This window comes from Flavobacterium sp. OHVDL-2026-0007, from assembly GCF_059882335.1.
The window spans coordinates 2,943,542-2,961,436 of sequence record NZ_CM187612.1; the positions used below are offsets into that span (position 1 = coordinate 2,943,542).

The 17,895-nt window shown below is 36.9% G+C and carries 18 protein-coding genes and 1 tRNA gene; 8 read left to right on the forward strand and 11 right to left on the reverse strand.

Annotated elements, in window-relative coordinates; translation table 11 throughout:
- Position 1: 1 nt before the first annotated feature.
- The 3 genes from AC51AA_RS11900 to AC51AA_RS11910 all read right to left on the reverse strand — a co-directional run bounded on the left by AC51AA_RS11900 (position 2) and on the right by AC51AA_RS11910 (position 1,491).
- A complete protein-coding gene (locus tag AC51AA_RS11900) occupies positions 2-256 on the reverse strand; it encodes a DUF6364 family protein (protein ID WP_500702453.1) in 255 nt (84 codons plus the stop codon).
- Positions 257-437: 181 nt separating this feature from the next.
- Positions 438-866 carry a DUF8479 domain-containing protein gene (locus AC51AA_RS11905; RefSeq protein ID WP_500702454.1) on the reverse strand — a complete coding sequence of 143 codons (429 nt, stop codon included), beginning with the start codon at positions 864-866 and terminating at the stop codon, positions 438-440.
- Positions 867-900: 34 nt separating this feature from the next.
- Positions 901-1,491, reverse strand: coding sequence for a thymidine kinase (locus AC51AA_RS11910; RefSeq protein WP_500702455.1), 591 nt, complete (start codon positions 1,489-1,491; stop codon positions 901-903).
- A gap of 237 nt (positions 1,492-1,728) precedes the next feature.
- Between AC51AA_RS11910 and AC51AA_RS11915 the strand changes: the two genes are divergently transcribed.
- From AC51AA_RS11915 to AC51AA_RS11940, 6 genes are all read left to right on the forward strand, one after another.
- The gene (locus tag AC51AA_RS11915; RefSeq protein WP_500702456.1) at positions 1,729-2,760 is read left to right on the forward strand and encodes a DUF8457 domain-containing protein; all 1,032 of its coding nucleotides are present in this window, start codon (positions 1,729-1,731) and stop codon (positions 2,758-2,760) included.
- 114 nt (positions 2,761-2,874) lie between these two features.
- Positions 2,875-3,639 (forward strand): 16S rRNA (cytidine(1402)-2'-O)-methyltransferase, encoded by a 765-nt coding sequence (gene rsmI / locus AC51AA_RS11920; protein WP_500702457.1) that lies wholly within the window; start codon positions 2,875-2,877, stop codon positions 3,637-3,639.
- A 98-nt stretch (positions 3,640-3,737) separates the two neighbouring features.
- Entirely contained in the window at positions 3,738-4,082 is a 345-nt protein-coding gene (locus AC51AA_RS11925; RefSeq protein WP_500702458.1) for a HopJ type III effector protein, read from the forward strand.
- Between the two features lie 99 nt (positions 4,083-4,181).
- On the forward strand, positions 4,182-5,888 hold the full coding sequence (gene recJ, locus AC51AA_RS11930; RefSeq protein ID WP_500702459.1) for a single-stranded-DNA-specific exonuclease RecJ: 1,707 nt from the start codon (positions 4,182-4,184) through the stop codon (positions 5,886-5,888).
- The gene (locus tag AC51AA_RS11935; RefSeq protein ID WP_500702460.1) at positions 5,872-7,152 is read left to right on the forward strand and encodes an MFS transporter; all 1,281 of its coding nucleotides are present in this window, start codon (positions 5,872-5,874) and stop codon (positions 7,150-7,152) included. Before recJ ends, AC51AA_RS11935 begins: the two co-directional genes overlap by 17 nt.
- 79 nt (positions 7,153-7,231) lie before the next feature.
- On the forward strand, positions 7,232-7,588 hold the full coding sequence (locus AC51AA_RS11940) for a hypothetical protein (RefSeq protein ID WP_500705634.1): 357 nt from the start codon (positions 7,232-7,234) through the stop codon (positions 7,586-7,588).
- Positions 7,589-7,685: 97 nt separating this feature from the next.
- Here AC51AA_RS11940 and AC51AA_RS11945 read toward each other — a convergent pair whose 3' ends face one another.
- From AC51AA_RS11945 to AC51AA_RS11955, 3 genes are all read right to left on the reverse strand, one after another.
- Positions 7,686-8,438 (reverse strand): UDP-2,3-diacylglucosamine diphosphatase, encoded by a 753-nt coding sequence (locus AC51AA_RS11945; protein WP_500702461.1) that lies wholly within the window; start codon positions 8,436-8,438, stop codon positions 7,686-7,688.
- Positions 8,439-8,538: 100 nt separating this feature from the next.
- Complete coding sequence (locus tag AC51AA_RS11950; protein WP_500702462.1) at positions 8,539-8,991, reverse strand: 6-pyruvoyl trahydropterin synthase family protein; 453 nt, start codon at positions 8,989-8,991, stop codon at positions 8,539-8,541.
- Positions 8,992-9,199: 208 nt separating this feature from the next.
- A complete protein-coding gene (locus AC51AA_RS11955; protein ID WP_500702463.1) occupies positions 9,200-9,964 on the reverse strand; it encodes an enoyl-CoA hydratase/isomerase family protein in 765 nt (254 codons plus the stop codon).
- A 105-nt stretch (positions 9,965-10,069) separates the two neighbouring features.
- On the opposite strand from AC51AA_RS11955, the gene AC51AA_RS11960 reads away from it, so the two are divergent.
- A tRNA-Ala gene (locus tag AC51AA_RS11960) sits at positions 10,070-10,143 on the forward strand.
- Positions 10,144-10,300: 157 nt separating this feature from the next.
- Here the strand turns inward: AC51AA_RS11960 and AC51AA_RS11965 are convergent.
- The 5 genes from AC51AA_RS11965 to AC51AA_RS11985 form a co-directional block, all read right to left on the reverse strand.
- Positions 10,301-12,334, reverse strand: a complete 2,034-nt coding sequence (locus AC51AA_RS11965) for a M13 family metallopeptidase (RefSeq protein ID WP_500702464.1) — start codon at positions 12,332-12,334, stop codon at positions 10,301-10,303.
- A 193-nt stretch (positions 12,335-12,527) separates the two neighbouring features.
- Entirely contained in the window at positions 12,528-12,857 is a 330-nt protein-coding gene (locus tag AC51AA_RS11970; protein ID WP_500702465.1) for a YegP family protein, read from the reverse strand.
- A gap of 119 nt (positions 12,858-12,976) precedes the next feature.
- A complete protein-coding gene (locus AC51AA_RS11975; protein ID WP_500702466.1) occupies positions 12,977-13,924 on the reverse strand; it encodes a lipid A deacylase LpxR family protein in 948 nt (315 codons plus the stop codon).
- Positions 13,914-14,681, reverse strand: coding sequence for a monofunctional biosynthetic peptidoglycan transglycosylase (gene mtgA / locus AC51AA_RS11980; protein WP_500702467.1), 768 nt, complete (start codon positions 14,679-14,681; stop codon positions 13,914-13,916). The genes AC51AA_RS11975 and mtgA overlap by 11 nt, the downstream gene beginning before the upstream one ends.
- Positions 14,681-15,793, reverse strand: a complete 1,113-nt coding sequence (locus AC51AA_RS11985) for an NAD(P)/FAD-dependent oxidoreductase (RefSeq protein WP_500702468.1) — start codon at positions 15,791-15,793, stop codon at positions 14,681-14,683. The genes mtgA and AC51AA_RS11985 overlap by 1 nt, the downstream gene beginning before the upstream one ends.
- A gap of 167 nt (positions 15,794-15,960) precedes the next feature.
- Between AC51AA_RS11985 and AC51AA_RS11990 the strand changes: the two genes are divergently transcribed.
- The gene (locus AC51AA_RS11990; protein WP_500702469.1) at positions 15,961-17,862 is read left to right on the forward strand and encodes a S9 family peptidase; all 1,902 of its coding nucleotides are present in this window, start codon (positions 15,961-15,963) and stop codon (positions 17,860-17,862) included.
- Positions 17,863-17,895: the final 33 nt, after the last annotated feature.

Here is a 17,895-nt window from a genome sequence, read left to right on the forward strand (position 1 = left end):
TCTACTTATATTTATGAGTCAAATACTCTTGTCTCTCTTTTTTGTAATCAAAATCTACTGGAACCTCCCCTTTTCCTATTGACAAGCTTTTAACAAATGAACTTATTTCATCATTGTTTATAATTCGTTCCTTCTGAGTAATTGCTTTCAGGTAATTCTCTACCAAAAGAGACAAACTATGATGATGCTCTGCTGCATAAATTTTCGCCTTCTCAATTACATTTTTATCCAATTTCAACGTTAATTTCACATCCATGACTTCTTATTTTAATACGTACAAATATAAATATTTTATCCGTACGACTAACAAGTGTATCCAAATTTAAAATTTTCTAGCATCGCCGATTTCCTTAAGACTACAATTATCATTAAAATAGAAAACCCGACAACTTTTAAATTTAAAAGTTGTCGGGTTTTATTTTGTATAGAAAAGTCACTTAATTATACTGAGCTGGAGCAATCCTAATAGCAAACAAATACCTCTTTTCCTTATCACTATAATGGTAAACCAAAGTAAACTTATTATCACGAAAAACCTTAAGTCCTGGGTTTGCTTTAACGGTACTAATTAAACTCTCTTCAATATTCTTTTTGACTAACTCCATTTCTACAGTCGCTTTGTCAACATTTACTAAAGTCAAATTGTACTGTACCACCATTTCCTCAGGTAAACTCACGCTATCTAAGCGAATCCCTTCTTGAATGACTAAAGGACAGTTCTTATTGTACTTCCCAACTAATTCCGTTATCTCGATATTGGCGTTAGGATCTTTTGAATTGAAATAAAAAAACAGACACAACCCTAATGCAACAATACCACTTATTACTAAAACTGTTAATCTCTTTTTCCTATTTGCTTTTTGCATCTTGTAGTTTGTTTTGTTGTAAAGATTAGGGAGCTTATTTCTCTTGACTTTTTTTCATCGCATTAAAATAAGCAGCACGACTTAGCGGCTCATACTCTTCAGTTTCCCCAAGCATTACCAATTTATCATTGTCTGTTTTACGGAAACTATAATTGGCTAGATTTCCCGTTCTTGTACAGACAGCATGCACTTTAGTTACATATTCAGCCGTGGCCATAAGCGCCGGCATAGGTCCAAAAGGATTCCCTTTAAAATCCATATCCAATCCTGCCACTATTACACGAATTCCTTGATTGGCTAAATCGTTACAAACCGTAACAATCTCGTCATCAAAAAACTGCGCTTCATCAATACCGATCACATCACAACCTTGTGCAAGTATAGCGATGTTAGCAGCCATAGGAACTGGCGTCGAACGAATTTGATTGGCATCGTGAGACACCACCATTTCGTCGTGATAACGGGTATCAATAGCGGGTTTAAAGATTTCGACTTTCTGTTTGGCGAATTGGGCACGTTTTAATCTGCGGATTAACTCCTCGGTTTTACCCGAAAACATTGATCCACAAATAACTTCAATCCAACCAAATTGTTCTTTGTGATTTACTGTATTTTCGAGAAACATTTTGTATTTTTCTGCCTTTAAAAATGAATAGTTTTTATTACTTTGTACTGGTAATAAATCGATGTGAAAAATTGCTGTTTTTACACTTTTTCAAAAGTAGAAAATTTTTATCAAATCGAAGATTCGCAAACGTTTATTAACAAAAATAAAAAAGGATCTTTCGGATTTCCCCCGAGAACAAAGACATTCAAAAACTAAATATACTAAAATACCCTATTCACAATAATTTCAACAGTTATGAAAAAAAAATTGGAAGCCGATTTAATCAGCATTGCACATCGAATTTTAAAACTTAAAAACAAATCCGATATCAATCAATTGTATCTTGAAACGCAGAAATTATACGAAAAACTAGCCGTTTTAAAGTTTGTTGATGAAAATTACGACACTTTAAAACCAACAATTGGTCTGAGCGAAATCCATGCGGAAGTGGAATCTATTTTTGACAACAAACAAACTATAACTCCTGTGCCAACCACTGAAGAGGAAACACCACTCACCCAAGAAGAAATTCTTGTGGAAATATCTCGAGAACCAGCGATCTTGGAACAGGCTATCGAGGAAATTGTTGCTGAGACTCCAGAAGAAACTATTGCTGAGCCAATTGCTGAAATACCGGAAGAAATCCTAATCGAAGAATCAGTGGAAGCAGTTCTAGAAACTGAAAAAGAGACCCCAGTAGAAATACTTTCTTTTACCACAACAAATGACTTAAATCCAATTCCTGGATTTATACCCGCTTTTGAATTAGAGGATGAAGAAACGGAGGAAGTAGAAGAGCCACATCTAAAAATAGCAGAGGAACCAAAAGAAGAACCAAAAATTGAAACTTCAAAAAGGCCAACTCCTGTTCAAATCTCATTCGAAGATATTATGGGTGCTCACTATGCTGATGCACAATTTGTAAAAGTGGACAGCTTTGAAGCCGTTGCGCCTGCTCCACCAATCAGTGATTTTCAGGAGCAGAAAGCTGCTGTTGAAACAGCCGTTGTAGAACCCGTTGTAGAAGCAAAAACAGCGACTTTAAATGAAAAATTAGCCAAAGGTTTCCATATTGACCTCAACGATCGTATTGCTTTTACCAAAAACCTTTTCGGAAATAGCTCTGAAGATTATAGCCGCGTTTTAAATCAACTAGTGACCTTTGACAACTATAGTGAAGCTCTAGAGTTTATTGAAAACATGGTAAAACCAGATTATAACAATTGGGAAGGAAAAGACGATTATGCAGAACGTTTCCTTGGAATAGTAGAGAAAAAATTCTCTTAAAACCCGATTTTGCCAATTGTATCGATTGGTACCATACAAAACGATACTCTTAGGTGCTCCATCACCGATTGGACTCCCAAGAACATTTTAAATTAAAACAGTATACTGAAAATTATGTCTAAATTATACATCGTTCCAACGCCTATTGGCAATCTTGAAGACATGACTTTTCGTGCCATTAGGATTCTGAAAGAGGTCGATTTAATCTTGGCCGAGGATACCAGAACCAGTGGAAAACTCTTAAAGCATTTTGAAATCGGCACGCACATGCACAGCCATCATATGCACAACGAACACAAAACGACTGAAAACCTAATTGCTCGTTTAAAAGCGGGAGAAACAATTGCCTTAATTTCCGATGCAGGAACTCCTGCTATTTCAGACCCTGGTTTTCTCTTAACACGTGCTTGTGTCGAAAATAAAATTGCAGTCGAATGTCTCCCAGGTGCGACCGCTTTCGTTCCCGCCTTAGTCAACAGCGGTCTACCTAACGATAAGTTCATTTTCGAAGGCTTCTTACCTGATAAAAAAGGACGACAAACTCGTTTCTTGGCCTTAGCCGAAGAAACCAGAACAATGATACTATATGTTTCACCTCACAAACTGGTTAAAACATTAGCCGAATTTATCACCTATTTTGGTTCGGACAGACAAGTTTGCGTATCACGTGAATTATCAAAACTACACGAAGAAAACGTCAGAGGCACGGCACAAGAAGTATTAACCCACTTTGAAAAAACCGCTCCACGTGGTGAAATCGTTGTGGTTGTTGCTGGAAAAACCATAACAAAAGAACCTAAGAAAAGTAAATTTTCTAAGGATGACGAAAAAGAAGAAGAAGAAGAAGAAGAAGAAGATGCTGAAGATACTGAAGAATAACAAACTATAATTTATTTTACTGCAGCAACCAAAGATGGGCATAGATACTTAACTCTTTCAAAATTTTTACCACTGCAAAAACGCATAATATACAAAACATGAGCATTCAAGCCTTTTTAGAAAAACTAAAACAAAACCCAACATCCATAACTTTCCCTGAAACTATTGCGGTAATTGAAGATAATTACACCTTTACTCCTACTGCATTTCAAAACGGGAATCAACACAATGCTGCTGGCGAAAATTCAGGTTCTTGCAAACTATTTGCTTTTGCACAATTACAGCACTTAACCCAAGAAGAAACTTTAGCTTGCTTTGGAGCTTTTTATTTTGAAGAGGTTTTAGGAGATCCAACAGGAACCAATCACCAAAACATACGCAATTTCATAACCCATAACTGGAACGGAATTCAGTTTGATGGAAGTGCATTAGCCTTAAAATAAACTGCATCTAAATTATTTTACCATAGATTCCATCCATTAAAGCGCTTCTTAGATCCTTTAAAACCATTCAATCTTTGGCATTAAAACATCCACTATCAAATGCGTTGGACCTTAAAACCAAAACCTTCTGAAGATAAAATCAAACATTTAGCACAAGCCTTAAATGTAGAAGATTTTGTAGCCACTCTTTTAATCCAACGTGGAATTGAAACTTTTGAAGATGCCAAACATTTCTTCCGTCCCTCATTAGAACAGCTACACGATCCGTTCTTGATGAAGGACATGGATAAAGCCGTTCACCGCATAGAATTGGCTATTAAAAATCAAGAAAATATTTTGGTTTTTGGTGATTATGATGTTGATGGAACTACTGCTGTTTCCTTAATGTCAGCCTACTTAAAATCGCATTATCCCAATGTGGCGACTTACATCCCAGATCGTTATGCTGAAGGTTATGGTGTTTCATTTAAAGGAATTGACTTTGCCGACGACAACGGATTTTCCCTAATTATAGCGCTAGATTGCGGAATAAAATCGATTGATCACGTCGCTTACGCCAAAGAAAGAAACATTGATTTCATCATTTGCGACCACCACAGACCCGGAGACTCGCTACCAGACGCTGTAGCCATATTAGATCCCAAAAGAGAAGACTGCCACTATCCATATGATGAATTGTGCGGTTGTGGTGTTGGTTTTAAATTGATCCAAGCTTTAGGAAAGAATAGAAATGAAACCATTGAAGATTTTCTACCCTATCTCGATCTGGTGGCTACTGCCATTGCCGCAGACATCGTTCCCATCACAGGAGAAAACCGAATTTTAGCCTATTACGGCTTACAAGTCATCAATGCGAATCCAAGACCTGGCATTAAGGCTCTGGTTCATCAAATAAAGAAAAAAACCCTAGACATTACCGATGTCGTTTTTATCATCTCCCCCCGAATTAATGCTGCAGGTAGAATCAAACATGGTAACCATGCCGTTGAACTCTTAACCGAATTCAACTTTGAGCAAGCACAGCAATTTGCTTCGGAAATAGAACAGTACAATTCGGACCGAAAAGATTTAGACAAAAAAATCACCAAAGAAGCTTTTCAGCAAATCGCAGAAAACAAGGAGGAAGATCGATTTTCTACCGTTGTATTTCAGGAAGACTGGCACAAAGGCGTTATTGGTATTGTAGCCTCTAGACTAATCGAAACCTTTTACCGTCCTACCTTAGTTTTTACCAAAAGCGGGGACAAATATGCTGCCTCCGCTAGATCTGTAAAAGGATTTGATGTCTACAATGCTTTAGACGCCTGCTCTGAACATCTAGAACAATTTGGAGGTCATATGTATGCCGCTGGAATGACCTTACACCCTGAAAACTACGCCATTTTTAAAGAAGCTTTCGAAAAACAAGTTTCGGCAACCATACTCCCAGAGATGCGAACGCCAGAAATTGAAATCGATGCCCAAATAAATTTCACTGATATAACACCAAAACTAGTCCGAATTCTAAAACAATTTGAACCTTTTGGCCCGCAGAATACGACACCCATTTTTATGACTAATGCTGTAAAAGACACCGGCTACGCCAAGACTTTGGGTTCAGAAGAAGAACACTTAAGACTATTTGTCAAACAAAACAACTCAGATGGAATTGCAGCTATAGGTTTTGGTCTAGGTAAAAAAATTGCTGTTGTAAAAAATCAACAGTCTTTTGAACTAGCCTACTCCCTATCAGAAAACCAGTGGAACGATACTATTTCAACGCAACTCATGCTAAAAGACATTAAACCAAATGAAACCAAAAACTAAAAAACAAGATCCATATCAAGCCTTACGCTATAGAGAATTTAATGTCTTTTTATTATTGCGTTTTGCCATGGTCTTTGCTTGGTCAATGCAATTTATCGTAATAGAATGGGAAGTATATAGCTTAACTAAAAATCCTCTTTCACTTGGAATTATAGGTTTAATGGAAGTAATTCCAGCCCTTTCAATGGCTTTATTTGCCGGTCATATTGTCGACCAAAATGAGAAAAAAGGTTTATTAGTTAAATGCATTCTTGGTTTCTCAGTTATTAGCTTTGGACTATTTTTATTGACTTGGCCAAAGATCGTTAGTGGACTATCCTCAAATGTCATTTTATACTCCATTTACTTTTTAGTTTTCCTAGGCGGATTAGTTCGTGCTTTTCTTGGCCCCACTATCTTTTCCCTTTTGTCCTTGATCGTCCCTAAAAAAGTATACCCTAATGCTGCAACCTGGAGTAGTTCAGTATGGCAAATTGGTTCTGTTCTAGGCCCAGCTGTTGCGGGATTTTCCATTAATTTCATCGGTGTCCACTGGTCGATGTGTACTGTTTTTGCTTTTTCCCTTTTCGCGCTATTGGCCTTGTCACAAATCAGTAAAAAACCCATATTAAATCCAAAAATTGGCGAACCTGTAATGGAGAGCTTAAAAGAGGGAATCAAATTTGTTTTCAACAACAAAACCATCTTAGGTGTACTTTCACTTGATATGGTGGCTGTACTTTTTGGAGGAGCAGTAGCCTTGCTGCCGATATTCGCACAAGACATTTTAAAAGTTGGTCCAGAAGGTTTTGGTATTTTAAGAGCTGCCCCTGCCGTTGGTGCATTTATCACTATGCTTATTTCGGCTTATGTTCCCTTGTATAAAAAAGCAGGAATGAAACTTCTAGTAGCCATCTTCGTTTTCGGCTTGTGTATTATAGTATTCGGTATTTCTACTCTTTTCTGGGTATCCGTAGCCGCTTTGTTTTTAAGTGGTGTTGCAGATGGTATTTCGGTTGTCATTCGCCAAACGATTTTACAACTTAAAACCCCTGACCATATGCGAGGTCGTGTGGCGGCAGTAAACTCCATGTTTGTTGGCTCATCAAACGAATTAGGCGCTTTTGAGAGCGGTTTAACCGCAAAACTAATGGGAACTGTAACTTCGGTAGTTTTTGGTGGAAGCATGACGCTTTTAACGGTCCTAGGCTTTGGAATACAATCTCCCACCTTTAGAAACTTAGATCTACGCAAAGACATGGAAGAACACCAAAATGCAGAATAAACTATCTCAAAACTTTAAGTATTTTTATTTAGAATAAATATAAATAATATTTATATTTGTGGAAATAAAATCATTTATGATGAGAGAAATAGAACAACTATACCACAATGATTTTGGCATTTCTTTTTATTGGAGAAAAGAAAACGAAACCATTACAGATAAAATACAATTGGTTTTTAAAGAAACCGGCTTTTATTTTACGATTTCAGAATTGAATTATTTTTGCGATTTAATCGAAGATAGTATGGTTGAAAATGCTTGTTGTGAAGCTTGCGAATTAAAAAATTCCTGCCATAAGTTTTTACTTAAGACGCCTTGCTCTCAAATAGACTTGGCCGTTTCCATAAAAGAATTAAAATCAATCAAAGATTTGGTAGAGGGTTCTCTGTTCAGAATAGAGTTGGACGAGTATGTATATGGACCAGGTTTAAACTAAGCAGTAATACGCTTAGCATAATAATCACCTCTCTCATTGTGATCAATCTTGTCTTTATAACAAACAATACCATAGCGACCACAACCAGAAAAAACAACTATTGTTCGAATTTCAGAAGCTCGAAATTCTCGCCATCAAAAACACCATAAGTAAAGTACCCAATCCAGTCCCCTAGATTTACATACTTAGACTCTTCTCCTACTGGAAGAATCATCGGTAAATGGCGGTGACCAAAAACAAAATAATTGTAATGTTTGGTTTCTAGTTTACGTTTAGCATACAAGACCAACCATTCGTTTTCTTCACCTAAAAATTTGACATCTTCGTCTCCAGAAATCAGTTTATTTTTAACCGACAAATATTGCGCCAGACCCACACCAATATCGGGATGTAGCCAACGAAACAACCATTTCGAAAACGGATTGGTAAACACCTTTTTCATGCGTTTGTATCCCTTATCTCCAGGCCCTTTTCCATCTCCATGACCAATTAAAAAAGTTTTATTATTAAAAGTAAACTCTTTAGTATCATGATAAACAGGAATATTTAATTCGGTCTCAAAATAATCGCTCATCCACAAATCGTGGTTACCAACAAAAAAATAGATCGGAATACCACTATCGCGCAATTCTGCTAATTTCCCCAGAACACGTACAAAACCTTTAGGAACCACCTTTTTATATTCGAACCAAAAATCAAATAAATCTCCAAGTAAAAAAATAGCCTCCGCATCATGCTTTACTACATCTAACCAAGCTACAAATTTCTTTTCGCGTGGTAAGCTCAATTCAGCAGTGGGTGCTCCAAAATGCTGATCAGATGCAAAATATACTTTTTTATTTGTTGACATTTAAATTAGGTGTTGTGGATCCTTTTTAAGAATTACAATTAGGTAGTGCTTTCTCCTTCAGAAAAACCAAAGATCTAGCGTATACTTTTTTTATTGAAAATTACTGATTATCGCTGGCATACCATTCAGCAAACGAAGATTCCGTCTCCTGAAGTTTCAGTGAGAACAACGAAATTCCAGAGGGTAAACGCCCAATAATTCTCGCAGCAAAATCCACCACCATATTTTCACTAGTTGGCTGATAATCTACCAAAATAACATGGTGTCCACGATTTTTTAATTCATTAGCCAACTCAATATGAGGAGTCGTTTCGTTAAAAACGGTAGCATGATCAAACTGATCGACGATTTCTTCTTTTACAATCTTCTTTAGATCAGAAAAATCAATTACCATTCCGTACTTCACATTCGATCGATCCGTAATTGGCGAACCAATAACCGTTACCGACAACTTATAACTGTGCCCGTGAACATTTTTACATTTTCCGTCGTAACCATACAAAGCATGTCCAGTTTCGAAACTAAATTGTTTTGTAATTCTGATATTACTCATCGATTTTAATTTTAGGTTGCAAATTTACAAATTAATAACCGTAATCATTGGTTTTTTTTGGAGCTGTTACACTTCCTGCCTAGCAATCAAAAGAAAATAATCCTACAACTACAACAATCTATCAAACTTTTAATCCACTCAATACCCTGACCACCATCCTTTATTTACTCTACCTCACCTCTCAAATGAATACAGATCGCAAAATCTATTACTTTTTAAACTGCAATAAAGCATTCCTTGAAAAATCAGACAATACCAATTTACCTGTTATTTTAGCACGCTCCAAAAGCAATGCATCCCAATACTCAGTCCCTTCCCAAATAATTTCCTTCATTTCAAACAAGGCCTCAGGATTATATGAACTTAGCTTTAAAACAAAATCACTTACCGCTTTATCAAGATTCTCTATATTATGAATCTCGGTAAACAACTTGTTTTCCAACGCCCATATGGCCGATTTCCACTGGTGCGCAGCCAATGTCATTTCCGCCATAGCCATTTTTCCAATTTTACGAGAAACTGCTGGCTCGATCACAAAGGGACCAATACCTATGGCCAATTCGGATAATTTCACTGCACTCTCAGGGGTTGCAAAAACATAATCACAGGCCGAAATAATACCTACCCCACCTCCAACTGCTTTGCCTTGAACTCGTCCTACTATTAATTTAGAACACTTACGCATCGCATTTAGCAGATTAGCAAAACCAGAAAAAAACACGGCTCCTTGTTCTTCATTATCCACTTGCAACAATTCATCAAAAGAGGCACCTGAACAAAAGACCTTTTCCCCTTCACTTTGCAAGACAATCACCGAGACAGCTTTATCTTTACTCAATGCATTTAGCTCCCTAGTCAAGCGATCCAATAATTCTCGTGGAAAAGAATTGCTTGCGGGATGCCCAAATTGTACTGTTGCAATTGAATTTTGAAAAGTTGTTTGTAAAGATCCGTTTTGTTTTTCTGCGCTCATAAAAATAGATTTGATCGTAAAGTTACGGTTTTGAAAAATATTTTCGATAGAACCGTTTTGAAATTTGTTTTTTGAAAATTAATTGACTTTATTTGCTATCGAATTGGGGGATTAGCTCATTTGGCTAGAGCGCTTGCCTGGCAGGCAAGAGGTGATCGGTTCGAATCCGATATTCTCCACAACTAATTATCAAGCCTCACAGCAATGTGAGGCTTTTTTTTATGGATCCTAAATATACTTTTGACCCCAAAAACATATTAACCCCATAGATCCAGTGATCTATGGGGTCAATAATTAAGATTTACGATATTTTTTTCTCAAGAGAAAATTAGTTCATTACCAAATTTTGACTCTTTTGTTTGCAGCCAAATACAGAGAATCAGTTGGTTTTACACCGAAAGCTGTATAAAACTCTGGTATATTTCTAACCACGCCATTTACTCTAAACTTTGAAGGAGAGTGTGGATCGCTGGCCACTTGACTTCTCAGGGCTTCTTCTCTAGATTTACCCAACCAACTTTGTGCCCAACCAATAAATACGCGTTGCTCACCAGTAAAACCGTCCAAAACAGGTGATTTTTTTCCTCCAAGACTTATTTTATATGCTTTCAAAGCAATAGTCAAGCCTCCTAAATCTCCTATGTTTTCTCCTTGAGTAAATTCTCCGTTCACATTCAAATCAGGAAATACTTTAAATTCATTGTATTGTGCCACTAAAGCTTTTGTTTTTGATTTGAAAGCAGTTAAATCTTTTGGAGTCCACCAATTGCGCAGTACACCATCTCCATCAAAAGTACTTCCCTGATCATCGAAACCATGGCCGATTTCATGCCCAATTACGGCTCCAATTCCACCATAATTCACCGCATCTTCCACATTCATATCAAAGAAAGGCGGTTGCAAGATAGCCGCTGGAAAAACAATTTCGTTAAGTGTAGGATTATAATAGGCGTTTACCGTTTGAGGTGTCATTCCCCATTCTGTTCTGTCCACTGGCTTTCCAAGTTTCTTAATCTGCCTGTTGTTTTCAAAAGCGTTAGCTCTTACCATATTACCATAAAGATCTCCCTTACTTACTTTTACAGTAGAATAATCAAGCCATTTATCTGGATAACCGACCTTTATTGTGAATTTTGATACTTTATCTAAAGCCTGTTTTTTCGTCTCAGGACTCATCCAATCCAGCTTTTTTATACTTTCTTCATAGGCTTTAAGAAGATTTTGTACCAAAATGGTAACATGCTCTTTTGCTTCAGGAGAAAAATGTTTTTCAACATAAACTTCACCTACAATTTCACCCAATTTATCGTTAACCGTTTGAACACCCCTCTTCCATAAAGGTTCTTGTTTTTCCACACCGCGCAGCGCCTTCCCGTAGAAATTAAAGTTCTCTTCGTCCAAAGCTATACTTAGCGATTTTGCACCACCTTGAATAGCCTTCCATTTTAGATACATTTTCCAAGTATCTAATGGCGTACTTTTGATAAGGGCGTTAAGTGATTTAATATACTCTACTTGTGGAATAACAATCGTTTTTTGATCAGCAAGTCCAGCACTTTTTAATAGAGCAGTCCAATCAAAATCAGGCATAAGTTGGCTTAAATCTTTTACCTCATATTTATTATACATTTTAGCCATATCTCGCGTTTCCTCTTTCTTCATATGTTTCGAAGCCAAAGCCGTTTCTAAAGCCATCATTTTAGATGCTGCTTCCCCTGAATTTGTTATCGCGCACATCTCTAGCATTTTGGCAATATGAAGTACATACTTCGAACGGATCTCCTTTGATTTAGCATCTGCAAGAAAATAATACTCCCTATCAGGCAAACCAAGTCCACTCTGCCATGACATTAGCATATATTGTTTAGGGTCTTTAAAATCCACTTCCACCCCTAAGACGAATGGACTCTCATTACCCAACTCATTAGCATGACCGAAATAAGCCGCTAGATCACTATAATTAGTAATAGCGTCAATTTTTTTAAATTCAGGAAGCAAGGGTGTACTTCCTTTTTGATTCCTGCTTTTGATATCTAAGAAGGATTCATAGAAATCCCCAATCTTTTGCTCATTAGAACCTGATGCAGCCTTAGCTTTTAAAGCACCTTCTATAATATTCTTTACATCATTTTCTGCTTTGTCATTAATGATATGCCCCACACCATAAGAAGCTTTATCGGCTGGAATTTTATTATTTTTAACCCAAGTACCATTAACATAGGCATCAAAATTATCTCCGGGTTTTACCAGCGTATCCATATTTTTCAACACAACGCCCGACTTTAAGTCTTCTTTTTTCTCACAGGATACAAGGGCCAGTGACAATACCAAAGAGGTGCATAACCCCAAGTGTAATCTTTTGATTTTCATAGTATTTTGTTTTATACCTTCAAAAATAAGAAAAATAAACTGGTTAAAAGACTCTATTTTTCATAGTTTTTCTTAATTCAAAAGCTCTGATTCTTAAATCAATACTACTTAGTTCTAGATTTAACCCGAACACTTAAGCCACAAAAAAAGTCCTCGATTGAGGACTTTCTAATTATACTGTATCAACTAATTCTTAAGATTGATCATCTATTGTAGCATCTGGAGCATTAGATTTTACAGAGGCAATTCCATTTTCTCTGGCTGCAACACTTTCATACATTTCACTCGATCCTATAATTTGACCGTTTGAAGCTTTTAAATTAAAATAAGGCTTTCCGTTAGACGATTCTTTTCTATCAAATCTAGTATCGTCCTGCGAATTGGTTCTAACGGATTCTATTCCGTTCAAACAACCTGGCTTTGCCGTATATCCTTCACTTGCAAGAATAGTTTGTCCATTGCTCGCTTTCAAGTTAAATTGGAACTCTCCGTTAGTTCTCTTGGTAATCACAAATTTCCCCATACAGTTTTGGTTTAAGTTAACAACTAGTTTTAATCTTCTTTATGTTATAAAAATACAAAACTTAGTCTTACAAAATTTAAGCTTAACTATTATTTATCAAATACTAAGCTTTTTAAAATTTACTTCAACAAATAACCAAACCGTATCGACCCATAAAAATACCCCGTATTGGTCGGATGCTCCAACTCTCTGCCTCGGTAAATAAAAGCATAAGACATATTGAAATTATCGTGGCGGTATTTCAAACCAAATTCCCCATTGAACCGAAGCGGTACCAAATCAAAAGTCACTGGGCTTGTATCATTAAACATACTCCCCTCTATAGTGGCATCATAAAATTGATAATTAACCGTAGGGATTGCATAGCAATAAAACTCTCTTATGGTTTGTTTCGGCTGCGCACTTACCGATGCATCGTATAAATTAGATTCATAAACAGGTAGTAGTTTCTTGAAACCAATTCGAGCTAAAAATCCTGTAGAGACGCCTGTAAAAATAGTCCCTAGATCTCCCTGTGACTGAAAATGGAAATCGACATAATCCTGATGATTCTTCGGAAATAATTTCTTCGAATACAATACATGAGTTTGTACAGCAAAGGCATTGTCCAGCTGATTTTCCCAGCCATACACGTTTTTATACCCAATAAGATGATGAAAACTCTCCTGAGTTTCTTGACCTAAAGCATTGGGTCCCATAAAACCCAATCGAAAATTGATCTTTACCGCCGATTCACTTTGGTAAAAAAAACTACGGCCTGCCTCTGCAAAAAGAAGAGCCGTGAAAGGCCGATCATTATCATGAACAGCTTCTTCATTAATAAACCTCGGATTATAAATGTATTGTCCAATACGAAATTCTGTGATTTTTTTATTGATTTTTTCGCTCGTCTGCTTCGATAAAAACCGATAAAAAAGCTCCAAACCATTGGTATAATACATATCGTTTTTAGACGAAGTATATAAATCATTATCCGTAATCAAACCAATTTCCGTACCTCTTCCCTGTCCAAAAGCCAAAACTGATGTCAAGAATAAGAACGCAAAAAAGTTTTTTTTACTTCGCATCGTAATTGATTTTTCCAACCGCTCGCATCTCACGTACTATTCTTTCCTTTCTGCGATTGATATAACTAGAGGACCCTGTGGCTTTAAACTTTCTTGGATTTGGTAATATAGCCGCAATTCCTGCCGCTTGCATAGGAGTTAAACTTGAGGCATCCCGACGGTACCAATGTTCTGTAGCAGCATAGGCGCCGTACACCCCATCCCCCATTTCAATACTATTTAAATACACTTCCATAATGCGTTTTTTACCCCAAATAGTTTCAATCAAAACCGTAAAATAGGCTTCCAAACCTTTACGCAAGTAACTTTTTCCTTGCCATAAAAAAACATTTTTAGCTGTTTGTTGCGAAATGGTACTTCCGCCGCGAATTCTTCGACCACGCTCGTTGCTCTTATAGGCCTTTTGCAACGCCTTAAAATCAAAACCATTGTGCGATAAAAAAGTTCCATCCTCACTAGCAATCACTGCTTTTTGCAAATTCATCGAGATCTTTTCAATTGGCTCCCAATTGTGATCAAAATAAACCTCATTACCATTCATTTTATTTTCAATAGCGCGAATCACCATTAAAGGTGTAAAGAAAACAGGTACATACTTGAGCAGTACGACCGTTGCAATCGACAGCCCAAAAAACCATAAAAATAGCTTGATAAAAAACCATTTAACTTTCACTCCAAAAGAACTGTTTTTTTTCTTTGAGACTGGTTTAGACTTATTTGTGTTTGTATTTTTTGCTACTGGTTTTTTGATCGCCATTATATTAAATCTGCTAATTCTGTTCCTATTAAACTGCCTATTGCCACTCCCATCCCACCTAAACGCACTCCACAAAACACATTTTCAGAGAGTTGTGTAACAATTGGTTTTTTACTACTTCCTATTCCCATAATACCACTCCAACGATGGGCTATCTGAAAATTTTGGTTTGGTAAAATTACATTTTTAAGTAAATCCTCCAATTTATTTTGAACTATTTTAGTCTGCCCAAATTCGGTGGTGTTTTCGGCTTCAAAATCTAAATTCCGTCCGCCACCAAGGAGTATCCGATCCCCAATATTTCTAAAGTAATAATAGCCTTGATCGATGTGAAAAGTACCTTTGATCGCTAAATTGGCAATAGGCTCCGTAATTAAAACTTGCGCCCTTGCAGGTTGTACCGCTCCTTCTGTCAACGCATTAGCAAACCCATTGGTTGCGAAAAGCACTTTCTTAGAGATAAAACTAAAATCATTTAATTGAATCTCCACTTGATTTCCAGTATCGACATAAGCTGTTACGGTTTGCTGATTCAGAATCAAAACATCAGCCGCTACTGCCTTTTTGAGTAATTCCTGCATCATATTTCCTGTGTCAATTTGCGCTTCAAAAGAATTAAAAAGTACCGTCTCTTTGCTGTTTCCAAACCCGAATCGATCGCTTTCTTTCGTAAAAACATCCGTTTTAAAAAGCGGCTTTAAAATCTTGTTGATCCCCGGTAAGTGTGCGCAACATTTATCAAAACTAAATTCCTCTTCTTTTAAAAACAATTCATACCCACCATAGGGTTTAAAATCAAGAGCAGCATCGCCCAAATTTTTTCGCAGTAACTGTAAACCTTTCCAACGTTTTTCAATGAGTGCCACTACTTCTTCTTCGGTCTGTGTTTCTAAATCACTCATGATTTCGGAAAGACTTCCAAAACAAGCAAAACCAGCATTTTTAGTACTTGCTCCCTGGGGCAACATTCCCCGCTCTAGCACAAGAATCTTCGCAGTTGGGAATCGTTCACGCAAGCGCAATGCCGCATGCAAGCCCACAATCCCACTACCTACAATGGCATAGTCAACATTTGTGAACCAATTCTTTAATTCCCAATAACTTAATTCCATTTGTCAATTTTTTATAAAAATAATGTTTTCTCAGAATCTACAATGCGAAGCATTTTAATTTAACAGCCTTAGGTTTATGTGATATTTAAGAAAATACAGTCTTTGATAATAGCACAATTGCTGAAATATATTTGTACTTTTAGCCCCACGAAAATTAGAATTTTATTATGAAAAAAGTATTATTTACAACCTTAATAATGATGAGTTTAAACGCTATCGGACAGCAGGTGATGTCTCCAGAATTGTTATGGAAATTAGGAAGAGTGAGTGCACTAGGACTTTCCAAAGACACTAAAAATATTGTTTTTAAAGTTTCTACCCCTTCAGTAGAAGAAAACAAGTCCTCTTCTAAATTTTACATCATCCCTGTAAACGGTGGAAAAGCAACTGAAATCAAAGATACAAAAGAGGTTTTAGCCGATAAGAATGTTTCCCCAGACGGAAAATTCTTGGTGTACAATGAAGAAGTAAAAATTGACAAGGTTCTAGGAAAAGATTTTTATCCCCAATTGGACAAATCTGACGCTCAAATTTACAATGGCCTTGATTACCGTCATTGGGATACATGGAACGAAGGTAAATTCAATCACGTTTTTTACAAAGAAAATAAAGAAGGTGCTACTGGAATTGATATCTTAAAAGGAGAGAACTTTGACTCTCCACAAAAACCTTTTGGTGGAGACGAAGATTACATTTGGTCACCTGACTCAAAAAGCATTTTGTATGTATCCAAGAAAAAAGCGGGAACTCAATACGCAACTTCTACCAATACGGACATCTACGAGTACAATCTAGAGACTCAAAAAACCACGAACAGAACCGAGGGTAATTTAGGTTACGACACAGCACCACAATTCTCTCCAACAGGAAATCTGACTTGGTTACAAATGAAACGTGATGGTTATGAGTCCGACAAAAACGACATTATTGTTGACTTTAAAGGAATCAAGACCAACTTAACGGCTTCTTGGGATGGAACTGTGGACAACTTTATCTGGAGCAAAGATGGTAAAAACGTATTTTTTGTAGCGCCTGTAGACGGAACAAAACAACTTTTCACGGTAAACTTTCCTGGATTGACAAGAATTGCCGTTCAGGTTCGCCAGCTAACCAACGGAGATTTTGATGTAAATGATCTAGTAGGATTTGCCGGTGATGCTATCATAGTAACCCGAAATGACATGAATCACGCCCCAGAGCTTTTTTCTTTTGATCTAAAGAAAAACACTTGGAAGCAATTGTCGAATGTAAACACAGACACCTACAAAACACTAGCGCTTAGCAAAACTGAAAAACGTTATGTTACGACCACTGATGGTAAAAAAATGTTGGTATGGGTAATTTTACCTCCGAATTTTGATGCTACTAAAAAATACCCAACCTTATTATTCTGTCAAGGGGGACCACAATCAGCACTGACTCAATCCTACTCTTTCCGTTGGAATTTCCAACTAATGGCTGCAAAAGGCTATATTATAGTAGCACCAAACCGTCGTGGTATGCCAGGACATGGTGTAAAATGGAATGAGCAAATTAGTCAAGATTGGGGTGGCCAAGTGATGGATGATTATCTTTCTGCTATAGATGACGCTTCAAAAGAAAGTTACGTTGACAAAAGCCGTTTAGGCTGTATCGGAGCAAGCTATGGTGGTTATTCTGTGTTCTATTTGGCTGGAATTCACAAAAACCGTTTTAAGACCTTCATTGCTCATGATGGCGTTTTCAACACGGTAAGCATGCTAGGAACTACGGAAGAAGTTTTCTTCAACAACTGGGATTTCGGTGGTGCTTATTGGGAAAAAGACAATGCTATTGCTCAGAAAGCTTATACTGTTTTTAATCCAGCAACTTTAGTTCAAAACTGGAACAGACCTATTTTAATCTTCCAAGGAGGTAAAGACTTCCGTGTTCCAATTGGACAAGGTCAAGAAGCATTTCAAGCAGCTCAATTAAGAGGACTTAAGAGTAGATTCGTATATTTCCCTGATGAAAATCACTGGGTATTACATCCTCAAAATGCTCAAGTTTGGCAAGGAGAATTCTTCAAATGGTTAGACGAGACTCTTTAACCCCATAAATAAAAAACATTTTTAGCCACAGAT